Source organism: Enterobacter cloacae complex sp. SYL001 (genome assembly GCF_049237025.1).
GTDB classification, from domain to species: Bacteria; Pseudomonadota; Gammaproteobacteria; order Enterobacterales; family Enterobacteriaceae; genus Enterobacter; species Enterobacter intestinihominis.
Window position 1 is genome coordinate 70,681 of the sequence record NZ_JBMKJI010000017.1, and the last position, 19,726, is coordinate 90,406.

Here is a 19,726-nt window from a genome sequence, read left to right on the forward strand (position 1 = left end):
AGTTAACCTTTCGTCGTGCGCCATCTCCGGGTAAGGACTTTTTCCGCTTCCACAATCATGAACATAGCGAACCCGATCAGGAAGGTAATGATCCAGTAGCGGAACGGCAGCGCTTCGGTACCGAACAACATTTGCATGAACGGCGCATAGACGATCAGAAGCTGAAGGGCCAGAAGTACGCCGCTCACGATCCATATGCCCTTGTTAGCCAGCAGACCTTTACTCAGGGAGAAGCCGTCGGTGACGCGGCAGTTGAGCATGTAAAACCACTGGGCAGTGACCAGCGTTTGCAGCAACACGGTGCGGATGAACTCCGCCGAGTAACCGCGCGGTTGCAGCCAGGCCTCCAGCACAAAGGCGCTGATGGCAATCATCAGGCCGACAAACACCACGCGCCAGATGGCGTAACCGTCCATCACGTGCAGGTTAGACTTACGCGGCGGCCGGTTCATGATGTCCTTCTCACCCGCTTCAAACGCCAGACCAAACGACAGCGTTGCCGAGGTTGCCATGTTCATCCACAGGATCAGTACCGGTGTTAACGGGATCAGGTTCCCCGCCAGCAGGGCAATAATGATCAGCAGGGCCTGGGCGATGTTGCTCGGGATAACGAACAGAATGGTCTTTTTCAGGTTGTCGTAGACCCGACGCCCTTCATGGACCGCCCGGGCAATGGTGGCAAAGTTATCATCCGTTAACACCATATCGGCGGCTTCTTTGGTGACTTCAGTACCTTTGATCCCCATCGCGATGCCGACATCCGCCCGCTTCAGCGCAGGCGCATCGTTCACGCCGTCCCCGGTCATCCCGACCACTTCCTGCTTACTTTGCAGCGCCTGCACCAGACGGAATTTATCTTCCGGGCTAGTTCGGGCAAAGATATCGTATTTTTGCGCCGCCTCGCTCAGCTGGTGGTCGTCCATCGCCTCCAGTTCGCGCCCGGTAATGGCGCTCGCCGCGTTGCCAATACCCAGCATCTGACCAATGCTCATCGCCGTTTGTGGATGATCCCCGGTAATCATTTTCACGCGAATGCCCGCCTGCAAGCAGTCGGCAATGGCCGAAATGGCTTCCGGGCGCGGGGGATCCATCATGCCCGCAATGCCGAGCAGTATGACCCCCTCTTGCAGATCCGCATGCGTCAGCTCGCGCTGCCCGCTGGCGGCCGGTTTCCAGGCCGCAGCCACCATGCGCAATCCTTCGCGCGCATACTCTTCAATCTTCTCTTCCCAATAGTGCAGGTTGAACGGCTCCAGCCCGTTTTGAGTCTGCTGGTGCTGGCAAAGACGGAAAAGGACGTCCGGCGCACCGGTGATTAACATCACCTCTTCGTCGCCCAGGCGATAAAGGGTGGACATGTATTTATATTGCGAATCGAATGGGATTTTACTGCGCAATTCGGCGTCAATTGCCGGAAGCGGGATTTTTGCCGCCAGCACCTTCAGCGCGCCTTCGGTGGGACCGCCGGTGATTTTCCATAGCCCCTGCTCATCTTTGATCAGCTGGCTGTCATTACAGAGATCGACGGTGCGCAGATAGCGCTCCAGCACAGACCCCTGGGTCACGGTTACCGGTGTTGGATCGTCAACAGGGTGAATATTGCCCACCGGCTCGTAGCTGTCTCCCTCCACGCGGTAGGTGGTGTCCGCGGTAATCACCGCTTTTACCGTCATCTCATTCATGGTCAGGGTGCCGGTTTTATCCGAGCAGATCACCGTCATCGCCCCCAGCGTTTCCACGGTAGGCAGCTTGCGAATAATCGCCTTGCGACGCGCCATCGCCTGCACGCCCAGCGAGAGGATGATAGAGATAATGGCCGGTAAACCTTCCGGCACCGCCGCCACCGCAAGGCTAATCAGCGACAGCACCAGCTCTGATACGGGCATATCACGGAAGATAAGACTGAAAACGAACAGCGCCAGCATCATCACCAGAATGGTGATAAAAATGGTCTTGCCGAGCTTGTCCATTTGCACCATCAACGGGGTACGGTGTTTTTCAATGTCCGACATCATCTGGTTGATATGGCCGAGTTCGGTCTCCCCCCCGGTCGCCACCACCAGCCCTTTTCCCCCGCCGGAGCTGACGGTGGTGCCAGAATAAAGCAGGTTGTAACGGTCGCCTAACGGCAACTCCCCGTGGAGCGCATCGCTGCTTTTCTCCACTACCGTGGATTCGCCGGTAAGAATAGCTTCTTCCACCCGCAGGTTGTGCGCCTCTATTACGCGAAGGTCGGCAGGAATGCGATCCCCGGCGCGTATCACCACGATATCTCCCGGCACCAGCGCTGTCGTCGGGATAGTTTCATGGTTGCCCTGCCGGATGACCACAGCCTCGCTGGAGAGCATATTACGAATGCTTTGCAGCGATTTCTCCGCATTGCTCTCCTGAATATGTCCAATCAGGGCGTTGATGATGGCCACCCCAAGAATGACAAACATATCCACCCAGTGTCCCATTATCAGCTTCAGCAGCGCCGCCGCCAGTAGGACGTAAATAAGGACATCGTTGAAATGGGCCAGAAAGCGCAGCCAGCCAGGTTTACCCGGTTTTTGCGGTAAGGCATTTTCACCGTATTTTTCCAGTCTGGCGGTGGCTTCTGCACTGGTAAGTCCGTCCAGGCTGGATTGGATATTTGTCAGGGTTTCATCAACGGTCTGTTGATAATACGGATGGTGAGGCTTTTCTGTTATCATCGTTCCTTCCTCGGGTTCTTTTCAGAAATCACCTTGCTTTCATGTCATTAACGAATAACGAAAACAGGAACATGTGCATAACGAACGATACTCGCCGCCTCTGACCCTAATAAATGGGTTTGAATATTTGGATTGCGCGACCCCACAATAATCGCGCCGACGTTAAGTTCATCCGCCAGTTTGATTACCTCATCACGTATATTCCCGCTGCGAACATGTAGATGGACATTTGCTTCCGGCAGGCTGATTTTTTTTACCAGCGCGGCCAGTTTTTCTTTAGCATTATTAATCATATATTCATCCATCTTTCTCGCGTCTGCAATAAAACCGCGGGTCAGTTCCGCCGAGAACTTTGGCATAACGTACAGCAGATGGACATTACCCGATGCGCTTTGCGCCAGGAATTGGGCATGCTGTAGCGCTTTATCAGACAACGCTGTTTCGTATACATCCACCGGCACCAGAATCGTTTTATACATATCAAGCGTCCTTTTTATAACCAACACAACAGTGAGTGAATCAGGAGAGATCGCATCAAACCTATGGGTACAGGCGTGAATGCCTTTTACGGAAAAAAGGAATGGATGCTATTAAACGTAGCACAGGAATATCAGGATGTTATTCAAAGGGGATACGCTATCGTATCGCTTGTTTCGCCTGAGTATGTCACGCCACTAATAATGGTTATTTAACATTTATTTATTCACCGACTATGCTCATAGTCAGACATGCAACACGTTCATTCTCATTATCCCGCGCCACCTTCAACCTCATGGAGGAATGCATGTACGGTTTAAGCCTGATTCGCCTTGGTTTGTTTATTGCGCTTGCCATTATCGCCAGCACAGCAATCGGTTTATTTACCTATGTGGTCGTCTCGGCCCTGGCGGAATAGTGCCACCCCAGCATTGATGACGAAATAAATAAAACAATTATTATCAGGGGAATACTGTGAAGCGCTACCTCTCTCTTCTGCCTGCTGTTTTATTGCTGCTGACGGCGTGCGACCCCAAACCCGACCGCGCCGCGCCCCTGCCAAAAATGGTAAAAGTCGCAGAGGTGGTGAAGGCCGGCAACGCGCAGCAGCGCGTATTTCCCGCGCGTATCGAATCCGGCGACGCCACCGATCTCGCGTTCAAACGTGCCGGGCAGATTGAGACCCTGGACATTCGCCAGGGTGCCGTTGTCAAACAGGGACAACGGCTCGCCAGTCTTAACGATCGCGAAGCCCGGCAGCGTCTGAACGACAGGCAAACGGCGGCGACCCTGGCTCAGCGGCAATTCGACCGCTTCCAGACCCTGGCAGGACGCCAGGCCGTGTCGAAGGCCGAGATGGATGTCCAGCGCGCAAACCGCGATTCTGCAAACGCCGCGCTACAGATTGCTCGCGAGGAATTAAGCCAGATGACGCTCGTCGCCCCCTTTAGCGGGACAGCGGCCAGCGTACATGTGCGAAATCATCAGGTCGTCTCAGCCGGCCAGCCCGTCGTCACCCTGACCCGTACCGACCTGCTGGACGTGGTGTTCAGCCTTCCAGAGAACCTGTTTAACACCTTCGATATCCGCAATGCGCAGTACAGACCGGTAGTGAGGATCAACGCCCTGCCCGGTCGCGAGTTTACCGCTGTGTACAAAGAGCACTCAGGCAGTAGCGACAGCAACACATTGACCTGGCAGGTGATTTTAACCATGCCCCGCCCGGATGATTTTCCCGTCGTGGGCGGCGTAAGCGGAACGGTCACCATCAATTTAACCAACCTACCGGCGGGCGTGGGCAATGAGGCGCTGGTGGTGCCAGTTGAAGCGGTCTTTAACCCGGATAACCGCCCGCGCAATGAGCCACACGTCTGGGTGGTGACGGGCGAAGGCGATACGTTGCACCTGGAAGATCGTAAGGTCAGCGTCGGGCAAGTCAGCGCTGAGGGGGTCGTCATCGTCGGTGGGCTTAAGGCCGGTGAACGCGTGGTGGCCGCAGGCGTTGGGGAGTTACATCCCAACCAGCCGGTACGTATCTGGACGCGTGAACGGGGACTGTAATGGATATCTCTCGTCAGTTTATCAGCAACCCGGTTCGCGTCTGGCTGACTATTCTGCTGCTGGGCGTAGGTGGCATTATTGCCCTGTTGAACATCGGCAGACTGGAAGATCCGGCGTTTACCATCAAAACGGCGGTGGTAATCACTCATTATCCGGGCGCGTCGGCGCAGCAGGTTGAGGAAGAGGTCACCCTGCCGCTGGAAAACGCGCTTCAGCAGTTACCTTACCTGGATAACGTCAGCTCCATCTCCTCCAGCGGCCTGTCGCAGATCACGGTCAATATAGCCTCGCGCTACCACTCAAATGCGCTGCCGCAAATCTGGGATGAACTGCGTCGCCGGGTGGGAGATGCCGCCCGACAGTTTCCACCGGGGGTAGTGACCCCGTTTGTGAATGACGATTTTGGCGATGTGTTCGGCTTTTTCTTTGCCATTTCCGGCGATGAATTCAGCAATCCGGAACTGGTCCGGTATGCCGAGCAGCTGCGCCGGGAGTTGGTCCTCGTGCCGGGCGTGGGCAAAGTGGCCATCGGCGGAGCCCTCACCCAGCAGATTAACGTGGACATTTCTCTGAGCAAAATGGCCGCGCGCGGGATTACGCTTAACCAGCTTTCTGCCCAGCTCAGCAGGCTGAACGTGGTTTCCAGCGCGGGAGAGATCCCCTCCGGTACTGAGTCAATTCGTCTGCATCCTACCGGTGAATTCGAAAGTATTGACGAGCTGGCCGATCTCATAGTGACCCCGCCCGGCGTTGGGGCGGCTACCCGCTTACGGGATATTGCCACCCTGTCACGTGGGCTGGATGCGTCCCCTGCCAGCATCTACCATGCCAACGGCAGAAAAGCCGTCACCATGGGCGTCTCCTTTATCCCCGGCGTTAACGTGATCGACGTGGGACATGCCCTGGAGGCGAAGCTTGAGCAGATGTCAGCCGAGAAACCGGCAGGTATCCACATCGACCTGTTTTACGATCAGGCGGCGGAGGTCGGGCATTCCGTCAACGGATTTATCATTAATTTCCTGATGGCGCTGGCGATTGTCGTCGGTGTGTTGCTGATCTTTATGGGCTTACGCAGCGGGCTCATTATCGCCTTTTCCCTCGCGCTCAACGTGCTGGGCACGCTGCTGATCATGTATCTCTGGGGCATAGAACTACAGCGTATTTCACTGGGGGCGCTGATCATCGCCCTCAGTATGCTGGTCGATAACGCCATCGTGGTTGTCGAAGGGGTACTGATAGCCCGGCAGCAGGGCTCGCCCCTGCTTAACGCCATTAACGCTATAATTCGCCGCTCTGCGCTGCCGCTGCTGGGTGCGACGGTCATCGCCATCCTGGCTTTTGCGCCCGTCGGGCTGTCACAGGATTCCACCGGCGAATACTGTAAGTCGCTGTTTCAGGTGCTGTTGATTTCGCTGATGCTGAGCTGGTTCTCAGCCCTCACCATTACGCCGGTGCTGATTAAATGGTGGCTGTTTAAACATGACGCTGCACCGCCAGACGCCGACGAAACGGATCCCTACGACAAACGCATCTATCGGATCTACCGGGGTTTGCTCAATGCACTGTTACGGCGTAAAGCGCCAACGCTGATGGTGATGGCCGCACTGCTGGCTGCCGCCATCTGGGGCTTTGGCTCGGTGCGGCAGAACTTCTTCCCCTCATCCAGTACGCCAATTTTCTTTGTCGACCTCTGGCTCCCTTACGGGACCGACATTAACTGGACCGAGAAGATGACCGGTGATATCGAGAAAACCATTAACGGCCAGCCTGGCGTGGAAACTACGGTCTCGACGATTGGTCAGGGAAGTATGCGATTTATTTTGACCTACAGCGGACAGCGGCAGTACAGCAACTATGCACAAATCATGGTGAGAATGGACGACCAGCGTAACATCCCCGCCCTGACCCGCCACGTTGATGAGTACATTGCACGGAACTACCCGCAGGTTAACGCCAGCACGAAACGGGTGATGTTTGGCCCCTCCGGTGACAGCGCCATTGAAATACGTATTAAGGGCCCCGATCCGGACAGGCTGCGTCTGATCGCCAGCCATGTAGACAGTATTCTTACGCGCGATCCGGCGACGGACAGCGTCAGGAACGACTGGCAAAACCGCAGCAAAGTGATCCGCCCGCAGTACGTCACCGCGCTGGGACGTGAGCTTGGCGTGGATAAGCAAGACGTCGATAACGCCCTGGAGATGAATTTCTCCGGCAGCCGGGCGGGACTGTACAGAGAAGGAAGCGACCTGTTACCCGTGGTGGTGCGCCCGCCGGAAAGTGAACGGCTGGACGCCAATCACCTGAATAACGTCCTGGTCTGGAGCCAGACCCGGCAGCAGTATATTCCGCTGAGCAACGTCGTCAGCGGCTTCGCGCTGGAGTGGGAAGATCCGCTGATCCTGCGTCGCGACCGCTCGCGCGTGCTGACCGTGCAGACCGACCCTGACCCGCTAAGCCAGCAAACGTCCGGCGATATTCTCGCCCGCGTGAAGCCGCAAATAGATGCCCTGCCTCTGCCCCACGGCTACAGCATCGAATGGGGCGGGGACGCGGAGAACTCCAGCGAAGCGCAGCAGGGGCTATTTACCACGCTGCCGCTCGGGTATCTGGTGATGTTTGTGATCACGGTGCTGATGTTCAGTTCGGTGAAAAACGCCGTCGCTATCTGGCTGACCGTGCCGCTGGCGCTGATCGGCGTTACGCCCGGTTTTTTACTTACCGGGATCCCCTTTGGCTTTATGGCACTGATTGGCCTGCTGAGCCTGAGCGGGATGCTGATCCGCAACGGCATTGTGCTGGTGGAAGAGATAGAGCAGCAGAAAGCGCAGCAGGATCAGCACAGTGCGATCGTTTACGCCGCCACGTCGCGCCTGCGTCCCATCCTGCTCACCGCCTTTACGACCGTGCTTGGCCTCGCCCCCCTGCTGCTGGATGTGTTCTTCCAGAGCATGGCCGTTGTGATTATGTTTGGGCTTGGGTTTGCTACAATCCTGACGCTGCTGGTACTCCCCGTAATTTACGCGTGTTTTCATCGTAAGGACGAAGCTGAACAACAATGAATGCGACAGGGCTGAACATCATCAAGACGCTGGGCTGTATGACGGCGGTCACCTTCTTCACCATCTACAACACCTGGGACCATTACGATTATGACTATCACTGGATCCTCGGTTTTTTAACCTTCATTTCGACCATCGCCACGCCGTTGTTTTTTGTGGTTGCAGGGTATCTGGATGGGCATTCCCGACACGGCACGCGCTGGCAGCTTGATAAGATCAAAAGCCTGGTGATCGTCTTTCTGTTCTGGGTAACCATTTACTACCTGTGGGAGCCCTATCAGCGCGGATATCTTATCCAGCCCTGGTTCGTGTTCGCATTTGTCGTGATTTACACTTTTCATCCGGCGGTAGAGTGGCTCAGCCAGCGGCGAACGCTGTTTTGCTGGGTGATTGTCACCCTGCTGCTTTTCTCATACGGGTACGATTTGCTGTCAGCCCTCTATCCTGATGTCCACGTGCTTTCATTGTCGCCGCAGTATCGCCTGTGGACGTGGCTGCTGTTTTATCTGACGGGGCAGCTCTTTTGCGATCCGCAGATTGCGGCGTGGATCGGCCGCAAAAATGTGGTCAGGGCAGCGGTGATTGCCATACCGTTTATCTATCTCTTCACGTGGTTTTACGAACGGCATTTCTTTTTTGCGCTATTTAAAGCGGACAGAAACGCCTTTATCCTCACCGGATCGCAAATCTACATCCTGATTATTGCCCTGGTGATTGCGGCCAACGGCGTACGTTTTCGCCGCAATGCGGAGTTTAAAGAGTCCGTGCTGGCCGCCATTAGCAAAACGATGACCGGGGTCTATATCATGCACTACTCGGTGTTTCACCTGCTGACGGCGCTCATTCCGGTAACGTCCCTGAGCACCAAACTTGCTCTGATTGTGCTCACCTTTGTTACGTCGGTCCTGTTTTCGCTGCTGATTCTGTCCAACGCAGTGGCCAAAAAAGTGATCACACTTTAAAAGCCCAGGCGCAGCCAGGCAAACAGCACGTTGCCGTTGTTGTAGGTTCCGGGAATATAGGTGAACTGGACGGTGACGCGCTTATATCCGGCAGAGAAAAGCGGGAAAATAAATGGCAGCGGGACATAGTTGGCAAAGTCGTCGCGCGCGGTGATCCCCGCGGCGGCCCCCAGCCCCAGACGGAAATCTTTTGCGTTATCCAGATACCAGCCCTTTTCCCAGCCGTAGCCCATCGCGGGCTGCCACTCGTTATGTGAATCTTTAAACATCATGGCAAAGAGTGCGCTCCAGTTGCCCTCGTCGTTGTAGCGAGAAACGCCCAGTCCGCCGCCCCACGGCATTTCGTTGTAGTTATCCGTTTTCTCTTTGTCATACATAAAGCGGGCATGCCAGCTCAGAAACGGCAGGTAGAGATCGTAACGATCTGGCTGCTCCCAGGTCTGGGAAATATCGTCTGTTACCGCATCCCACCAGCGGTGGATGCGCTGTTCGCCGTAGACTTTTGGCTCCGCATGCAGCGGCGAAGCCACCAAAAACAGGACTACCCAGAGTGCAGGAAAGAGGCGTTGCATCGTTATTCCCTCAGCTTACGTCACACAGCGATCATTATTACTGTAAACCATTCAGCCCTAACCGGAGCCAAACAGGCTGATTTATATTGGGACCCGATAAGATGAAATTTATTGATTCTGCGCTTTCAGGAAAGATAAAAACGTTTTCTCAGGCCGTCTGTCGCGGTAGTCTCATACGTTCCGTCAATATGACGGCTGCAACGTGAGTGACCTTTTCTTATACCAATAATTAAAAATCAGTACAGACAGGACAACTATGGACTCCACCCTCATCTCCGCTCGCCGCAACGAGGAGACACCTTCGCTTAACCGCGCCCGCCGCGCCGCTTTAGGTAGCTTCGCAGGCGCCGTCGTCGACTGGTATGACTTTCTGCTCTACGGTATTACCGCTGCGCTGGTCTTTAACCGTGAATTCTTTCCTCAGATCAGCCCCGCCATGGGCACGCTTGCTGCGTTTGCCACCTTCGGCGTCGGTTTTCTGTTTCGTCCGCTGGGCGGGATAATTTTCGGCCACTTCGGCGATCGCCTTGGCCGTAAGCGCATGCTGATGCTCACCGTCTGGATGATGGGCATTGCCACCGCGCTGATCGGTATTTTGCCCTCCTTTGCATCGATTGGCTGGTGGGCCCCGGTGTTGCTGGTGACGCTGCGCGCCATTCAGGGCTTTGCCGTTGGCGGCGAATGGGGCGGCGCGGCACTGCTGTCCGTGGAAAGCGCGCCGAAGAATAAGAAAGCGTTCTACAGCAGCGGCGTGCAGGTAGGTTATGGCGTGGGTCTGCTGCTCTCCACGGGCCTGGTGTCGCTCATAAGCCAGCTCACGACAGACGAGCAGTTTCTGAGGTGGGGCTGGCGTATTCCGTTTATCTTCAGCATTGTGCTGGTCGTGGTGGCCCTGTGGATCCGTAACGGCATGGAAGAGTCGGCTGAGTTTGAGCGGCAGCAACGCGAAAAACCGGTCGCGAAAAAACGGCTGCCGGTGATGGAAGCGCTGGTGCAGCACCCTGGCGCTTTTCTGAAAATTATCGCCCTGCGCCTGTGCGAACTGCTGACGATGTATATCGTCACCGCCTTCGCCCTCAACTACTCCACGCAAAACCTCGGCCTGCCGCGGGAATTGTTCCTGAATATTGGCCTGGTGGTGGGCGGGATCAGTTGCCTGACCATCCCCTGCTTCGCCTGGCTGGCGGATCGCTTTGGCCGTCGACGGGTGTATATCACCGGGGCGCTTATCGGCACACTCAGCGCCTGGCCGTTCTTTATGGCGCTGGAGGCCCAGTCGGTCTTCTGGATTGTCTTCTTCGCGATCATGCTCGCGAACATCGCTCACGATATGGTGGTCTGCGTGCAGCAGCCGATGTTTACCGAGCTGTTTGGCGCAAGCTACCGCTACAGCGGCGCGGGCGTGGGATATCAGGTGGCGAGCGTGGTCGGCGGCGGGTTTACGCCGTTTATCGCCGCCGCGCTGGTGACGTTCTCCGGCGGGAACTGGCATAGCGTGGCGATTTATCTGCTGGCAGGTTGCCTGCTTTCTGCTGCCACCGCCCTGTTGATGAAGGAAACCGCGCACAGCTGATCTCCTCACTTTTGTTTCACAGGCGTGTGACATACTATCGGGTATAGCCGCACACCTGTGGAACAAGGAGACAGACATGAATAATAAGGGCTCCAGCCTGACCCCGGCTCAGGCGCTGGAAAAACTCGACGCGCTGTATGAACAGTCCGTCAATGCACTGCGCAGCGCCATCAGTGACTATATCGAAACAGGGAAACTTCCCGATGAAAAGGCCAGAACCCAGGGCCTTTTTGTTTATCCATCGCTCTCTGTCACCTGGGACGGCAGCGCCAGCAGCAATCCGAAAACCCGCGCCTATGCGCGTTTCACCCACTCCGGCTGTTACAGCACGACCATCACGCGTCCTGCGCTGTTCCGCCCCTACCTGGAAGAGCAGCTTACCCTGCTGTATCAGGATTACGGCGCGCATATCAGCGTTGAACCGTCCCTGCACGAGATCCCTTACCCGTACGTGATAGACGGCTCAGCGCTGACGCTGGATCGCTCCATGAGCGCGGGGCTGACCCGCCATTTCCCGACCACTGAGCTGTCGCAGATTGGCGATGAGACGGCGGACGGGATCTATCACCCGGCAGAGTTTTCACCGCTGTCGCACTTTGATGCCCGCCGTGTCGATTTTTCGCTGGCACGCCTGCGCCACTACACCGGCACCCCAGCCGAACATTTCCAGCCGTTCGTACTGTTTACCAACTACACCCGCTATGTAGACGAATTTGTCCGCTGGGGCTGTAGCCAGATCCTTGACCCGGACAGCCCTTACATCGCTCTCTCCTGCGCGGGCGGGATCTGGATCACCGCCGAAACCGAAGCACCGGAAGAGGCCATCTCAGACCTGGCGTGGAAAAAGCACCAGATGCCCGCCTGGCACCTGGTCACCGCCGACGGTCAGGGCATTACGTTGATTAACATCGGCGTTGGCCCGTCGAATGCGAAAACCATCTGCGACCATCTGGCGGTACTGCGCCCGGACGTCTGGCTGATGATCGGCCACTGCGGCGGCCTGCGTGAAAGCCAGCTGATTGGTGATTATGTCCTCGCCCACGCTTATCTGCGTGACGACCATGTCCTTGACGCGGTTCTGCCGCCGGACATTCCTATCCCGAGTATCGCTGAAGTACAGCGCGCCCTGTACGACGCCACCAAAGAGGTGAGCGGCATGCCGGGTGAAGAGGTGAAGCAGCGCCTGCGTACCGGTACGGTCGTCACCACCGACGATCGTAACTGGGAGCTTCGCTATTCCGCCTCCGCCCTGCGTTTCAATCTCAGCCGTGCGGTCGCGATCGATATGGAAAGCGCCACCATTGCCGCGCAGGGCTACCGCTTCCGCGTCCCGTACGGCACGCTGCTGTGCGTGTCCGATAAACCGCTGCACGGCGAGATCAAACTGCCGGGTCAGGCGAACCGTTTCTACGAAGGGGCGATCTCAGAGCACCTTCAGATTGGAATTCGCGCCATCGATTTACTGCGTGCAGAGGGCGACAAACTGCATTCCCGTAAGCTGCGCACCTTCAATGAGCCACCGTTTAGGTGATACTAAGGACATTTCACGCACACCGCTTACCCGGCCTGAGATTCTGTAGGTCGGGTAAGCGGAGCGCCACCCGACAATTTACTGAACGCAGAAAAGCAAAAAGCCTGCTTTAAAAGCAGGCTTTTCAAATTTGGCTCCTCTGACTGGACTCGAACCAGTGACATACGGATTAACAGTCCGCCGTTCTACCGACTGAACTACAGAGGAATCGTGTGAACGGGGCGAATATTATCGATGCGCCCTGAGGATGTCAAAGGGTGAATGCAGATTTTCAATCGTTTGCCGATTTATTCTCCACTTCGCACATTTGTCAGGCACTTGCCGTTTCCGAAACCTCCTGCTCCGGTTTTTTTCGCGGATATTTCCACAGCCAGCGTCCGCTCACCATGCGCCAGTAGAACAGCGCCCCGCGCACGGCCCAGTCAAGGAACATCCCCAGCCAGACGCCGACAACGCCCATACCTAACATTACCCCCAGCGTGTAGCCCGCCACGACGCGGCAGCCCCACATGCCGAGCATGGAGACCCACATCGCAAACCGGGCATCGCGCGCGCCTTTCAGCCCGGCAGGAAGTACCCAGGACGCGGCCCAAATTGGCATAAACGCCGCGTTGAGCCAAATCAGCACCTTCACGACCTCTTTCACGTCATTTTCATGCGTATAGAACGAGGCCATCAGCCCGGCAAAAGGCGCAGTTCCCCACGCAATCGCCGTCAGTCCAATGGTTGAAAGCCAGAAGACATGCCGAAGCTGCCGTTCCGCCTGCCCTATCTGCCCCTTTCCGAGGCGTCTGCCGGTGATGATCGTCGACGCCGATCCCAGTGCGTTTCCGGGCAGGTTAATGAGCGAGGCGATGGAGAAAGCAATAAAGTTGCCGGCGATGACGTCTGTTCCCATCCCGGCAACAAACATCTGCGTCAGCAGTTTCCCACCGTTAAACAACACGGATTCGATGCTGGCCGGAATACCGATCCCCATCACTTCCCAGATAATGGCGAAGTTAAGCGGACGGAAATAGCTTTTAAGCGTCAGGCGCAGCGATGGCGTAATTCCCGCCATCAGCACGCCGATTATCGCCGCCGCACCAATATAACGGGAAATGGTCAGCCCTAATCCCGCGCCGACAAAGCCCAGCCCCTCCCAGGAAAAGACACCGTAAATCAAAACACTGCTGATAATGATGTTCAGGATGTTCATGCCGCCGTTTATTAACAGCGGAATTTTGGTATTCCCTGCGCCACGAAGCGCACCGCTACCAATCAGCGCGATGGCAGCCGCCGGATAGCTCAGCACCGTCATTTCCAGATAGGTGAGCGCCAGATCCTTCACTTCACTTGTCGCTTCACCCGCGACGATGTCGATAATTTCTTTGCCGTAATAATGGATAACCGCCGCCAGGATGATCGAAAAGAGGGTCATGATCATCAGCGACTGTCTGGCCGCCTCCCGGGCGCGTTTTGGATCAAGTTTCCCAAGACTAAACGCCACCACTACCGTTGTACCGAGATCGATAGCGGCAAAGAAGGACATCACAACCATGTTGAAACTGTCTGCCAGCCCTACCCCGGCCATGGCTTCTTTACCGAGCCAGCTCACCAGGAAGGTGCTTAACACCCCCATCAACAGGACGCAGGTATTCTCCAGGAAAATAGGCACAGCAAGGGGGGTGATTTCACGCCAGAACAGAACTCGATAACTCTTACGTTTTGCATACCAGGGCGTGCGCATAATCGCCTGGCGCAGGGGTGCGGTGACGTTCAAAATGGGCCTTAACGAGAAAGCTGAAACTCCATTTCAAATGATGGGGCAGAAATGCGTATCCTGCAAAGTATTTTCCATAAAATTATGTTTGGATTTACAACAAAATGACGACAGAATCATCAAACAATCACTTTTGCCTGAGATCAGGTTTGACAAAAGTTTTTTCGCCGCTAAGATAAGCCTCCACAACGATTCCTCTGTAGTTCAGTCGGTAGAACGGCGGACTGTTAATCCGTATGTCACTGGTTCGAGTCCAGTCAGAGGAGCCAAATTAAAAAAGCCTGCTTTTAAGCAGGCTTTTTGCTTTTCTGCACCACGTAAATTGTCGGGTGGCGCTACGCTTACCCGACCTAGGGTCCTGTAGGCCCGGTAAGCGCAGCGCCACCGGGCAACAGAGTGTGCGATTACTCGCCTTTAGCGTCGACGTTTTTGATTTCGCCCATCACTTTCAGCTTTTTGGAAATGTCGCGACGCTCTTTGGACAGCTCAGCGTTTTTGATGATGTAGTCATCAACGCGATCTTCATAATCGCTCTTCATGCTGGCGATGATGCCCTGAATGGCTTCAACGCTCATACCTGGCTTGATGTAGTCGCTCAGGTTGTCCAGCAGCAGGACACGTTTCTGGTTGTCACGGATCTTCTTCTCTACGTCCTGGATTTCGCGCTGTAGCTTGTTTTTGCGGCGGAACAGGCGGACGAACTCCAGAACATCCTGGAACGAAGGCTTGGTAGTTTCCATTTTTACACCCCTGATAATGTGAGATTCGGATTCGTTAAAGCAACCGTTTTAACAGACAGCGGCTGCGAATGACAATGAGTATATCGTTTAAAACCATCATAACCCTAATTGTTGCTGAATCGAAGCAGCAGGCATCACATACGCTTTTTATTTGCGCAGTGCCCGGCAAATCAGCTGCGATAACAACTCCAGCTGTCGCGCCAGCTCCATACTCAGCCAGACATAGCCGTGGATGGGCGTTTCCGACACATTGTCGCCCTGATGCTCATTCATCAGCTGTTTGAGCTCGATGACGATGTCATTCAGCCGCTCGCTGTTCGCCCGTATCGGCTGTGGGTTACCTTCGTAAAGTGCATGAGCGATGGTCAGCAGGGTCTGTTGCGTCATCTGCTGCGTCTCTTTCAGCGTATGCGCGTTGAGCATCAGAAGATGGCTGGGGCGTGAGGCCCAGTGGGCATTGATTTGCAGTTCAAGCATACAGACCAGATTACGGCTGACCGTTTGAATGGCTTCAAAAATGGCTTTCTGGATATGCGTCTCTTTGCTTGCCGGGGTAATTAACCCGCGCATTTTGACCACATCATTAAGGATTTTTTGCAGGTGCTTTTCCAGCCGCGGACGCTCAATCAGATTCGGCGAAAACCCGGCCTGGTAAACCCGGTTAAATGCCGTGACGTAGTTTGCCATCTGAATGCGCCAGTGCAGGAAGGCGCGCTGCGGCCAGATGCCGGTAAACAGCATGGCGAGCAACGAGCCGAGGATCACGTCCCCGCTTCGCCACAATGCGGTGGTCATATCGCCCGCCGGTGCGCCGACCACAACGGCGAGCGTAATGCCAATCAGCAGCGCCTGATACGGTTTCTTGCCGAGGGCCAGCCATCCGCAAAGAAACATCGCCACCGCGCACCACAGCAACATGAACGGAAATGAAATTAGCTCCAGCTTCAGGGCGATAAGCCCAAGCGCCGAGCCTAAAACGGTACCGCCTATGCGTTCGAAAGCGCGAGGGACCACGTTCCCCCAGAATGAGATCGGCCCCATCACCACCACCAGCGTGATCAGCGGCCACGTTCCTTCCGGGATATCCAGCAAACGAACCAGTACGAAGGTCAGCACAAACGCCAGCGCAATGCGGCAACCGTGCACCACGCGATAATGTTTGTATAACCGAATTTCAAAAGGGGTTAATGACTTGTCGGGGCGCACACCCGTCTCCAGCTCTACGGCAAACCACAATTGTACTGTGTTTTCAGCCGGGTGGATCGCGCCCGGCTGAAAAACCCTGCGTTTCGCAGGATTATCCCACTTTGTGCTCTACCGGTACAAACATCTCAATATCCCAGTAGCCGTCAGCATTGCCATCGTTCAGATAGCGTTCGAAGCAGGGTTTTGGCGCAATCTGGAATTTGCTGTCTTCCAGCAGGGAGTTGAAGAACTGATACCACGGGGTAGCGAAATCATGATTTTCGACGCGCGCGGCGGCAATAGCATACTCTCCGGCAGCAATTTCGGTCAGCATTACCCCTTCGCTGTTATCAGGGATAGTGAAATCGTCCGCTACCGTTACGGCGGTAACGCAGCGAAGCTTTTCTGCCGGCACGTCATCCGGATTGTCATAATAAACGGCCACCCACTCCTGCGGCTGAATATGTCGTCCATCTACCCACATAACCAGCTGTTCAAATCCCTGCTTGACCGTCTTTTCCCACGGCCCCACGAGATGAAAGCCAGCGATCGTACGTTTCTGTTGCTGCCTGATGCTGTAGTCCATGCTGCCTCCGTTTATTACTGTATATATATACACTATAAAGCAGAATCGAGATTATCGGCAAACCAGGAGTGTTTATTATGTGAGCAGACTCGCAACACTGCCAGTCTGCCCGAAAAGGTTAGAGTTTATGATGCAGATAATCGCCGAGGCGGGAGAAAAGGCCGCCCTTTTCAACGCGCTCCAGCGTAACCAATGGCCAGTGCGCTACCACCTTGTCACGATCGTACAGCTGGATCTCCCCTACCCGCTGATGCGCGGCGATCGGCGCTTCCAGCTCTTTTTTATCCATTACATATTTCGCCTTGATGTTCGGCACTTCTGTTTTGGGTAATGCCAGCCAGAAATCCTGATCCGTGCCCAGCGCGATCTGCTCTTTATCGCCATACCAGATGCGTTCGGTTCCCACTTTTTTGCCGTTATGCAGGATCTGCACCGTATCGAAATTTTGCTGTCCCCAGTGGAGCAGCTTGCGCGCCTGATCTTCACGTCCTTTCGGGCTGTCTGCCCCCATCACCACCGCAATCAGTCGACGCTGACCATCCACTGCGGAGGCGATCAGGTTAAAGCCCGCGCCCGAGGTGTGTCCCGTTTTCAGACCATCCACGTTCATGGTCTTATCCCACAGCAGGCCGTTGCGGTTCTGCTGAGTGATGCCGTTCCAGGTCAGACTCTTCTCGCTGTACATGTGGTAGAACTCAGGCTCGCCGTGGATGATGGCCCGGGAAAGCACGGCGAGATCGTAAGCGGAGCTGTGCTGACCCGGTGCATCCAGCCCGTGTACGGTTTCGAAGTGGGTATCGCGCAGATTCAGCTTTTCAACGTAGTCATTCATCATCCTGACGAACTGCGGCTGACCGCCCGCCACGTGATCTGCCAGCGCCACGCAGGCGTCATTGCCGGAATCAACAATCAGGCCGCGGCTGAGATCGCGCACAGAAACCCGATCGCCCTGCTTCAGAAACATCAGAGACGAACCGTCAAAGACCGGATTGCCTTTTGCCCAGGCGTCACGTCCGACCGTCACAATGTCATCGGGGCTGATGCGGTGGCTATCAATGGCACGATCGACAACGTACCCCGTCATCAGTTTGGTCAGGCTCGCCGGATTACGCTGCTGATGTTCGTTGCCCGCCGTTAAGATTTGACCCGTGGTGTAATCCATCAATACCCAGGATCCTGCCTGGATGGCAGGCGGCTGAGGTGAAAAATCCAGCGGCTCGGCAGCCAGCGCGGATGAAATACTCGAAGCGAGTAAAGAAACAGCAATAAACAGACGGCGTTTCAACGGTATATCCTCAGGTCAGTAAAAATCGATGACCTTTTTACGGGAGTTCTGATGTCGTTACCTGCCTTAATTGCAAAAAAATGTGACAGCACGCAGATTTTTTCGGAACAAATCTCGCAAATTTCTTGCCTGAAGGTGCTTTTTATTCGGACTGCTCACCCCAATCGTTTACCATAGAGACGTCAATTTTTAACAGGATGAGATTACTGGTGTCTGACTCTGCCGCGCGCCCGACTTTTTTGTTCCACGATTACGAAACCTTTGGCACCCATCCGGCGCTGGACCGACCGGCGCAGTTTGCGGCTATCCGAACCGATGACGAATTTAACGTTATCGGCGAACCCGAGGTGTTTTACTGCAAGCCCGCCGATGACTATCTGCCGCAGCCAGGCGCGGTGATGGTGACGGGCATCACGCCTCAGGAAGCGCGGGATAAAGGCGTTAGCGAAGCAGAATTTGCCCGTCGCATCCACGACCTGTTCACGGTGCCCAATACCTGCGTGGTGGGTTACAACAACATCCGTTTTGACGATGAAGTGACGCGCAATATCTTCTACCGCAACTTCTACGATCCGTATGCCTGGAGCTGGCAGAACCGCAATTCGCGCTGGGATTTGCTGGATATTATGCGCGCCTGCTATGCGCTGCGCCCGGAGGGAATTAACTGGCCGGAGAACGACGACGGCTTGCCGAGCTTCAGGCTCGAGCACCTGACGCGGGCCAACGGCATCGAGCACAGCAACGCCCACGACGCGATGGCAGACGTCTACGCGACCATCGCTATGGCGAAGCTCGTAAAAACCGCGCAGCCTCGCCTGTTTGAGTATCTGCTGAGCCATCGCAGCAAGCAAAAGCTGATGACGCTGATTGACGTGCCGCAGATGAAACCGCTGGTGCATATTTCAGGGATGTTCGGTGCGTGGCGCGGGAACACAAGCTGGGTGGCGCCGCTTGCCTGGCATCCAGACAACCGTAACGCCGTCATCATGGTGGATCTTGCCGGGGATATCTCGCCGCTGCTTGAGCTCGACAGCGACACCTTACGTGAACGGCTTTATACGCCGAAAGAGGCGCTGGGTGACCTGCCAGCCGTACCCGTAAAACTGGTGCACATCAATAAATGCCCGGTGCTTGCGCAGGCCAACACGCTGCGCCCGGAAGACGCCGACCGGCTGGGGATTAACCGTCAGCACTGCCTCGATAACCTGAAAGTGCTGCGCGACAACCCGCAGGTGCGCGAGAAAGTCGTCGCCATTTTTGCCGAAGCAGAGCCGTTCGTGCCGTCTGAGAATGTGGATGCGCAGCTTTATAACGGCTTCTTTAGCGATGCCGATCGCGCGGCGATGAACATCGTGCTGCAAACCGACCCGCGTAATTTGCCCGCGCTGGATATCACCTTTGCGGACACGCGTATTGAGAAGCTGATGTTTAACTACCGTGCGCGCAACTATCCAGGCTCGCTGGATGAAGCAGAGCAGGAGCGCTGGTTACAGCATCGGCGCAACGTGTTTACGCCTGAGTTTCTTAATAGCTATGCCCAGGAGCTGGAGATGCTTTACGGCCAGTATGAAGGGAATGCTGAGAAACAGGCGCTGCTGAAAGCGCTGTTCCAGTACGCGCAAGAAATTGTCTGAGTAGCGGGTACAAAAAAGCCGGAGGCGATGTCTCCGGCTTTTTTTTTTGCCGGTTGGCGCTAACGCTTACCCGGCCTACAAAACTGTAGGTCGGGTTGAGC

14 protein-coding genes and 2 tRNA genes are annotated in these 19,726 nt (G+C 55.5%); 7 read left to right on the plus strand and 9 right to left on the minus strand.

The genetic code is table 11. The annotated features are described in order from the left end of the window. Window positions 1-2 precede the first annotated feature (2 nt). Together ACOTZP_RS15680 and ACOTZP_RS15685 are read right to left on the minus strand one after the other, a co-directional pair. A complete protein-coding gene (locus ACOTZP_RS15680; RefSeq protein ID WP_023300513.1) occupies window positions 3-2,696 on the minus strand; it encodes a cation-transporting P-type ATPase in 2,694 nt (897 codons plus the stop codon). A 47-nt stretch (window positions 2,697-2,743) separates the two neighbouring features. After that, window positions 2,744-3,175, minus strand: coding sequence for a universal stress protein (locus ACOTZP_RS15685; RefSeq protein ID WP_023300514.1), 432 nt, complete (start codon window positions 3,173-3,175; stop codon window positions 2,744-2,746). A gap of 472 nt (window positions 3,176-3,647) precedes the next feature. Between ACOTZP_RS15685 and ACOTZP_RS15690 the strand changes: the two genes are divergently transcribed. The 3 genes from ACOTZP_RS15690 to ACOTZP_RS15700 are packed head-to-tail and all read left to right on the plus strand — an operon-like array spanning window position 3,648 to window position 8,757. Further along, window positions 3,648-4,733 carry an efflux RND transporter periplasmic adaptor subunit gene (locus ACOTZP_RS15690; protein WP_063150046.1) on the plus strand — a complete coding sequence of 362 codons (1,086 nt, stop codon included), beginning with the start codon at window positions 3,648-3,650 and terminating at the stop codon, window positions 4,731-4,733. After that, window positions 4,733-7,795, plus strand: coding sequence for an efflux RND transporter permease subunit (locus tag ACOTZP_RS15695; RefSeq protein ID WP_032676173.1), 3,063 nt, complete (start codon window positions 4,733-4,735; stop codon window positions 7,793-7,795). The genes ACOTZP_RS15690 and ACOTZP_RS15695 overlap by 1 nt, the downstream gene beginning before the upstream one ends. Beyond that, window positions 7,792-8,757, plus strand: coding sequence for an acyltransferase (locus ACOTZP_RS15700; protein WP_063150045.1), 966 nt, complete (start codon window positions 7,792-7,794; stop codon window positions 8,755-8,757). Before ACOTZP_RS15695 ends, ACOTZP_RS15700 begins: the two co-directional genes overlap by 4 nt. On the opposite strand, the gene pagP is transcribed toward ACOTZP_RS15700, so the two are convergent. Beyond that, window positions 8,754-9,329 carry a lipid IV(A) palmitoyltransferase PagP gene (gene pagP, locus ACOTZP_RS15705; protein ID WP_023300518.1) on the minus strand — a complete coding sequence of 192 codons (576 nt, stop codon included), beginning with the start codon at window positions 9,327-9,329 and terminating at the stop codon, window positions 8,754-8,756. The two genes, ACOTZP_RS15700 and pagP, sit on opposite strands and share 4 nt — an antisense overlap. 256 nt (window positions 9,330-9,585) lie before the next feature. Here pagP and shiA point away from each other — a divergent pair, with 256 nt between their 5' ends. Together shiA and ACOTZP_RS15715 are read left to right on the plus strand one after the other, a co-directional pair. Next, complete coding sequence (gene shiA, locus ACOTZP_RS15710) at window positions 9,586-10,902, plus strand: shikimate transporter (RefSeq protein ID WP_271074837.1); 1,317 nt, start codon at window positions 9,586-9,588, stop codon at window positions 10,900-10,902. A gap of 76 nt (window positions 10,903-10,978) precedes the next feature. Then, window positions 10,979-12,433 carry an AMP nucleosidase gene (locus ACOTZP_RS15715; RefSeq protein WP_022648595.1) on the plus strand — a complete coding sequence of 485 codons (1,455 nt, stop codon included), beginning with the start codon at window positions 10,979-10,981 and terminating at the stop codon, window positions 12,431-12,433. A gap of 131 nt (window positions 12,434-12,564) precedes the next feature. Here the strand turns inward: ACOTZP_RS15715 and ACOTZP_RS15720 are convergent. Then, window positions 12,565-12,640: transfer RNA gene (locus ACOTZP_RS15720), tRNA-Asn, on the minus strand. 103 nt (window positions 12,641-12,743) lie between these two features. Continuing rightward, window positions 12,744-14,162: a multidrug efflux MATE transporter EmmdR gene (gene emmdR / locus ACOTZP_RS15725; protein WP_023294986.1), complete on the minus strand. Its 1,419-nt coding sequence runs from the start codon at window positions 14,160-14,162 to the stop codon at window positions 12,744-12,746. A gap of 226 nt (window positions 14,163-14,388) precedes the next feature. On the opposite strand from emmdR, the gene ACOTZP_RS15730 reads away from it, so the two are divergent. Beyond that, window positions 14,389-14,464 (plus strand) — tRNA-Asn (locus ACOTZP_RS15730). 135 nt (window positions 14,465-14,599) lie between these two features. On the opposite strand, the gene ACOTZP_RS15735 is transcribed toward ACOTZP_RS15730, so the two are convergent. The 4 genes from ACOTZP_RS15735 to dacD form a co-directional block, all read right to left on the minus strand. Continuing rightward, window positions 14,600-14,935, minus strand: a complete 336-nt coding sequence (locus tag ACOTZP_RS15735) for a DUF496 family protein (protein WP_000450410.1) — start codon at window positions 14,933-14,935, stop codon at window positions 14,600-14,602. Window positions 14,936-15,082: 147 nt separating this feature from the next. After that, on the minus strand, window positions 15,083-16,141 hold the full coding sequence (locus tag ACOTZP_RS15740) for an FUSC family protein (RefSeq protein WP_421633753.1): 1,059 nt from the start codon (window positions 16,139-16,141) through the stop codon (window positions 15,083-15,085). Window positions 16,142-16,232: 91 nt separating this feature from the next. Continuing rightward, window positions 16,233-16,706: a DNA gyrase inhibitor SbmC gene (gene sbmC, locus ACOTZP_RS15745; RefSeq protein ID WP_022648599.1), complete on the minus strand. Its 474-nt coding sequence runs from the start codon at window positions 16,704-16,706 to the stop codon at window positions 16,233-16,235. A 118-nt stretch (window positions 16,707-16,824) separates the two neighbouring features. Next, the gene (dacD, locus tag ACOTZP_RS15750) at window positions 16,825-17,997 is read right to left on the minus strand and encodes a serine-type D-Ala-D-Ala carboxypeptidase DacD (RefSeq protein ID WP_139153368.1); all 1,173 of its coding nucleotides are present in this window, start codon (window positions 17,995-17,997) and stop codon (window positions 16,825-16,827) included. Window positions 17,998-18,188: 191 nt separating this feature from the next. Between dacD and sbcB the strand changes: the two genes are divergently transcribed. Further along, window positions 18,189-19,625 (plus strand): exodeoxyribonuclease I, encoded by a 1,437-nt coding sequence (sbcB, locus tag ACOTZP_RS15755; protein ID WP_400182190.1) that lies wholly within the window; start codon window positions 18,189-18,191, stop codon window positions 19,623-19,625. The last annotated feature ends 101 nt before the right edge of the window (window positions 19,626-19,726 follow it).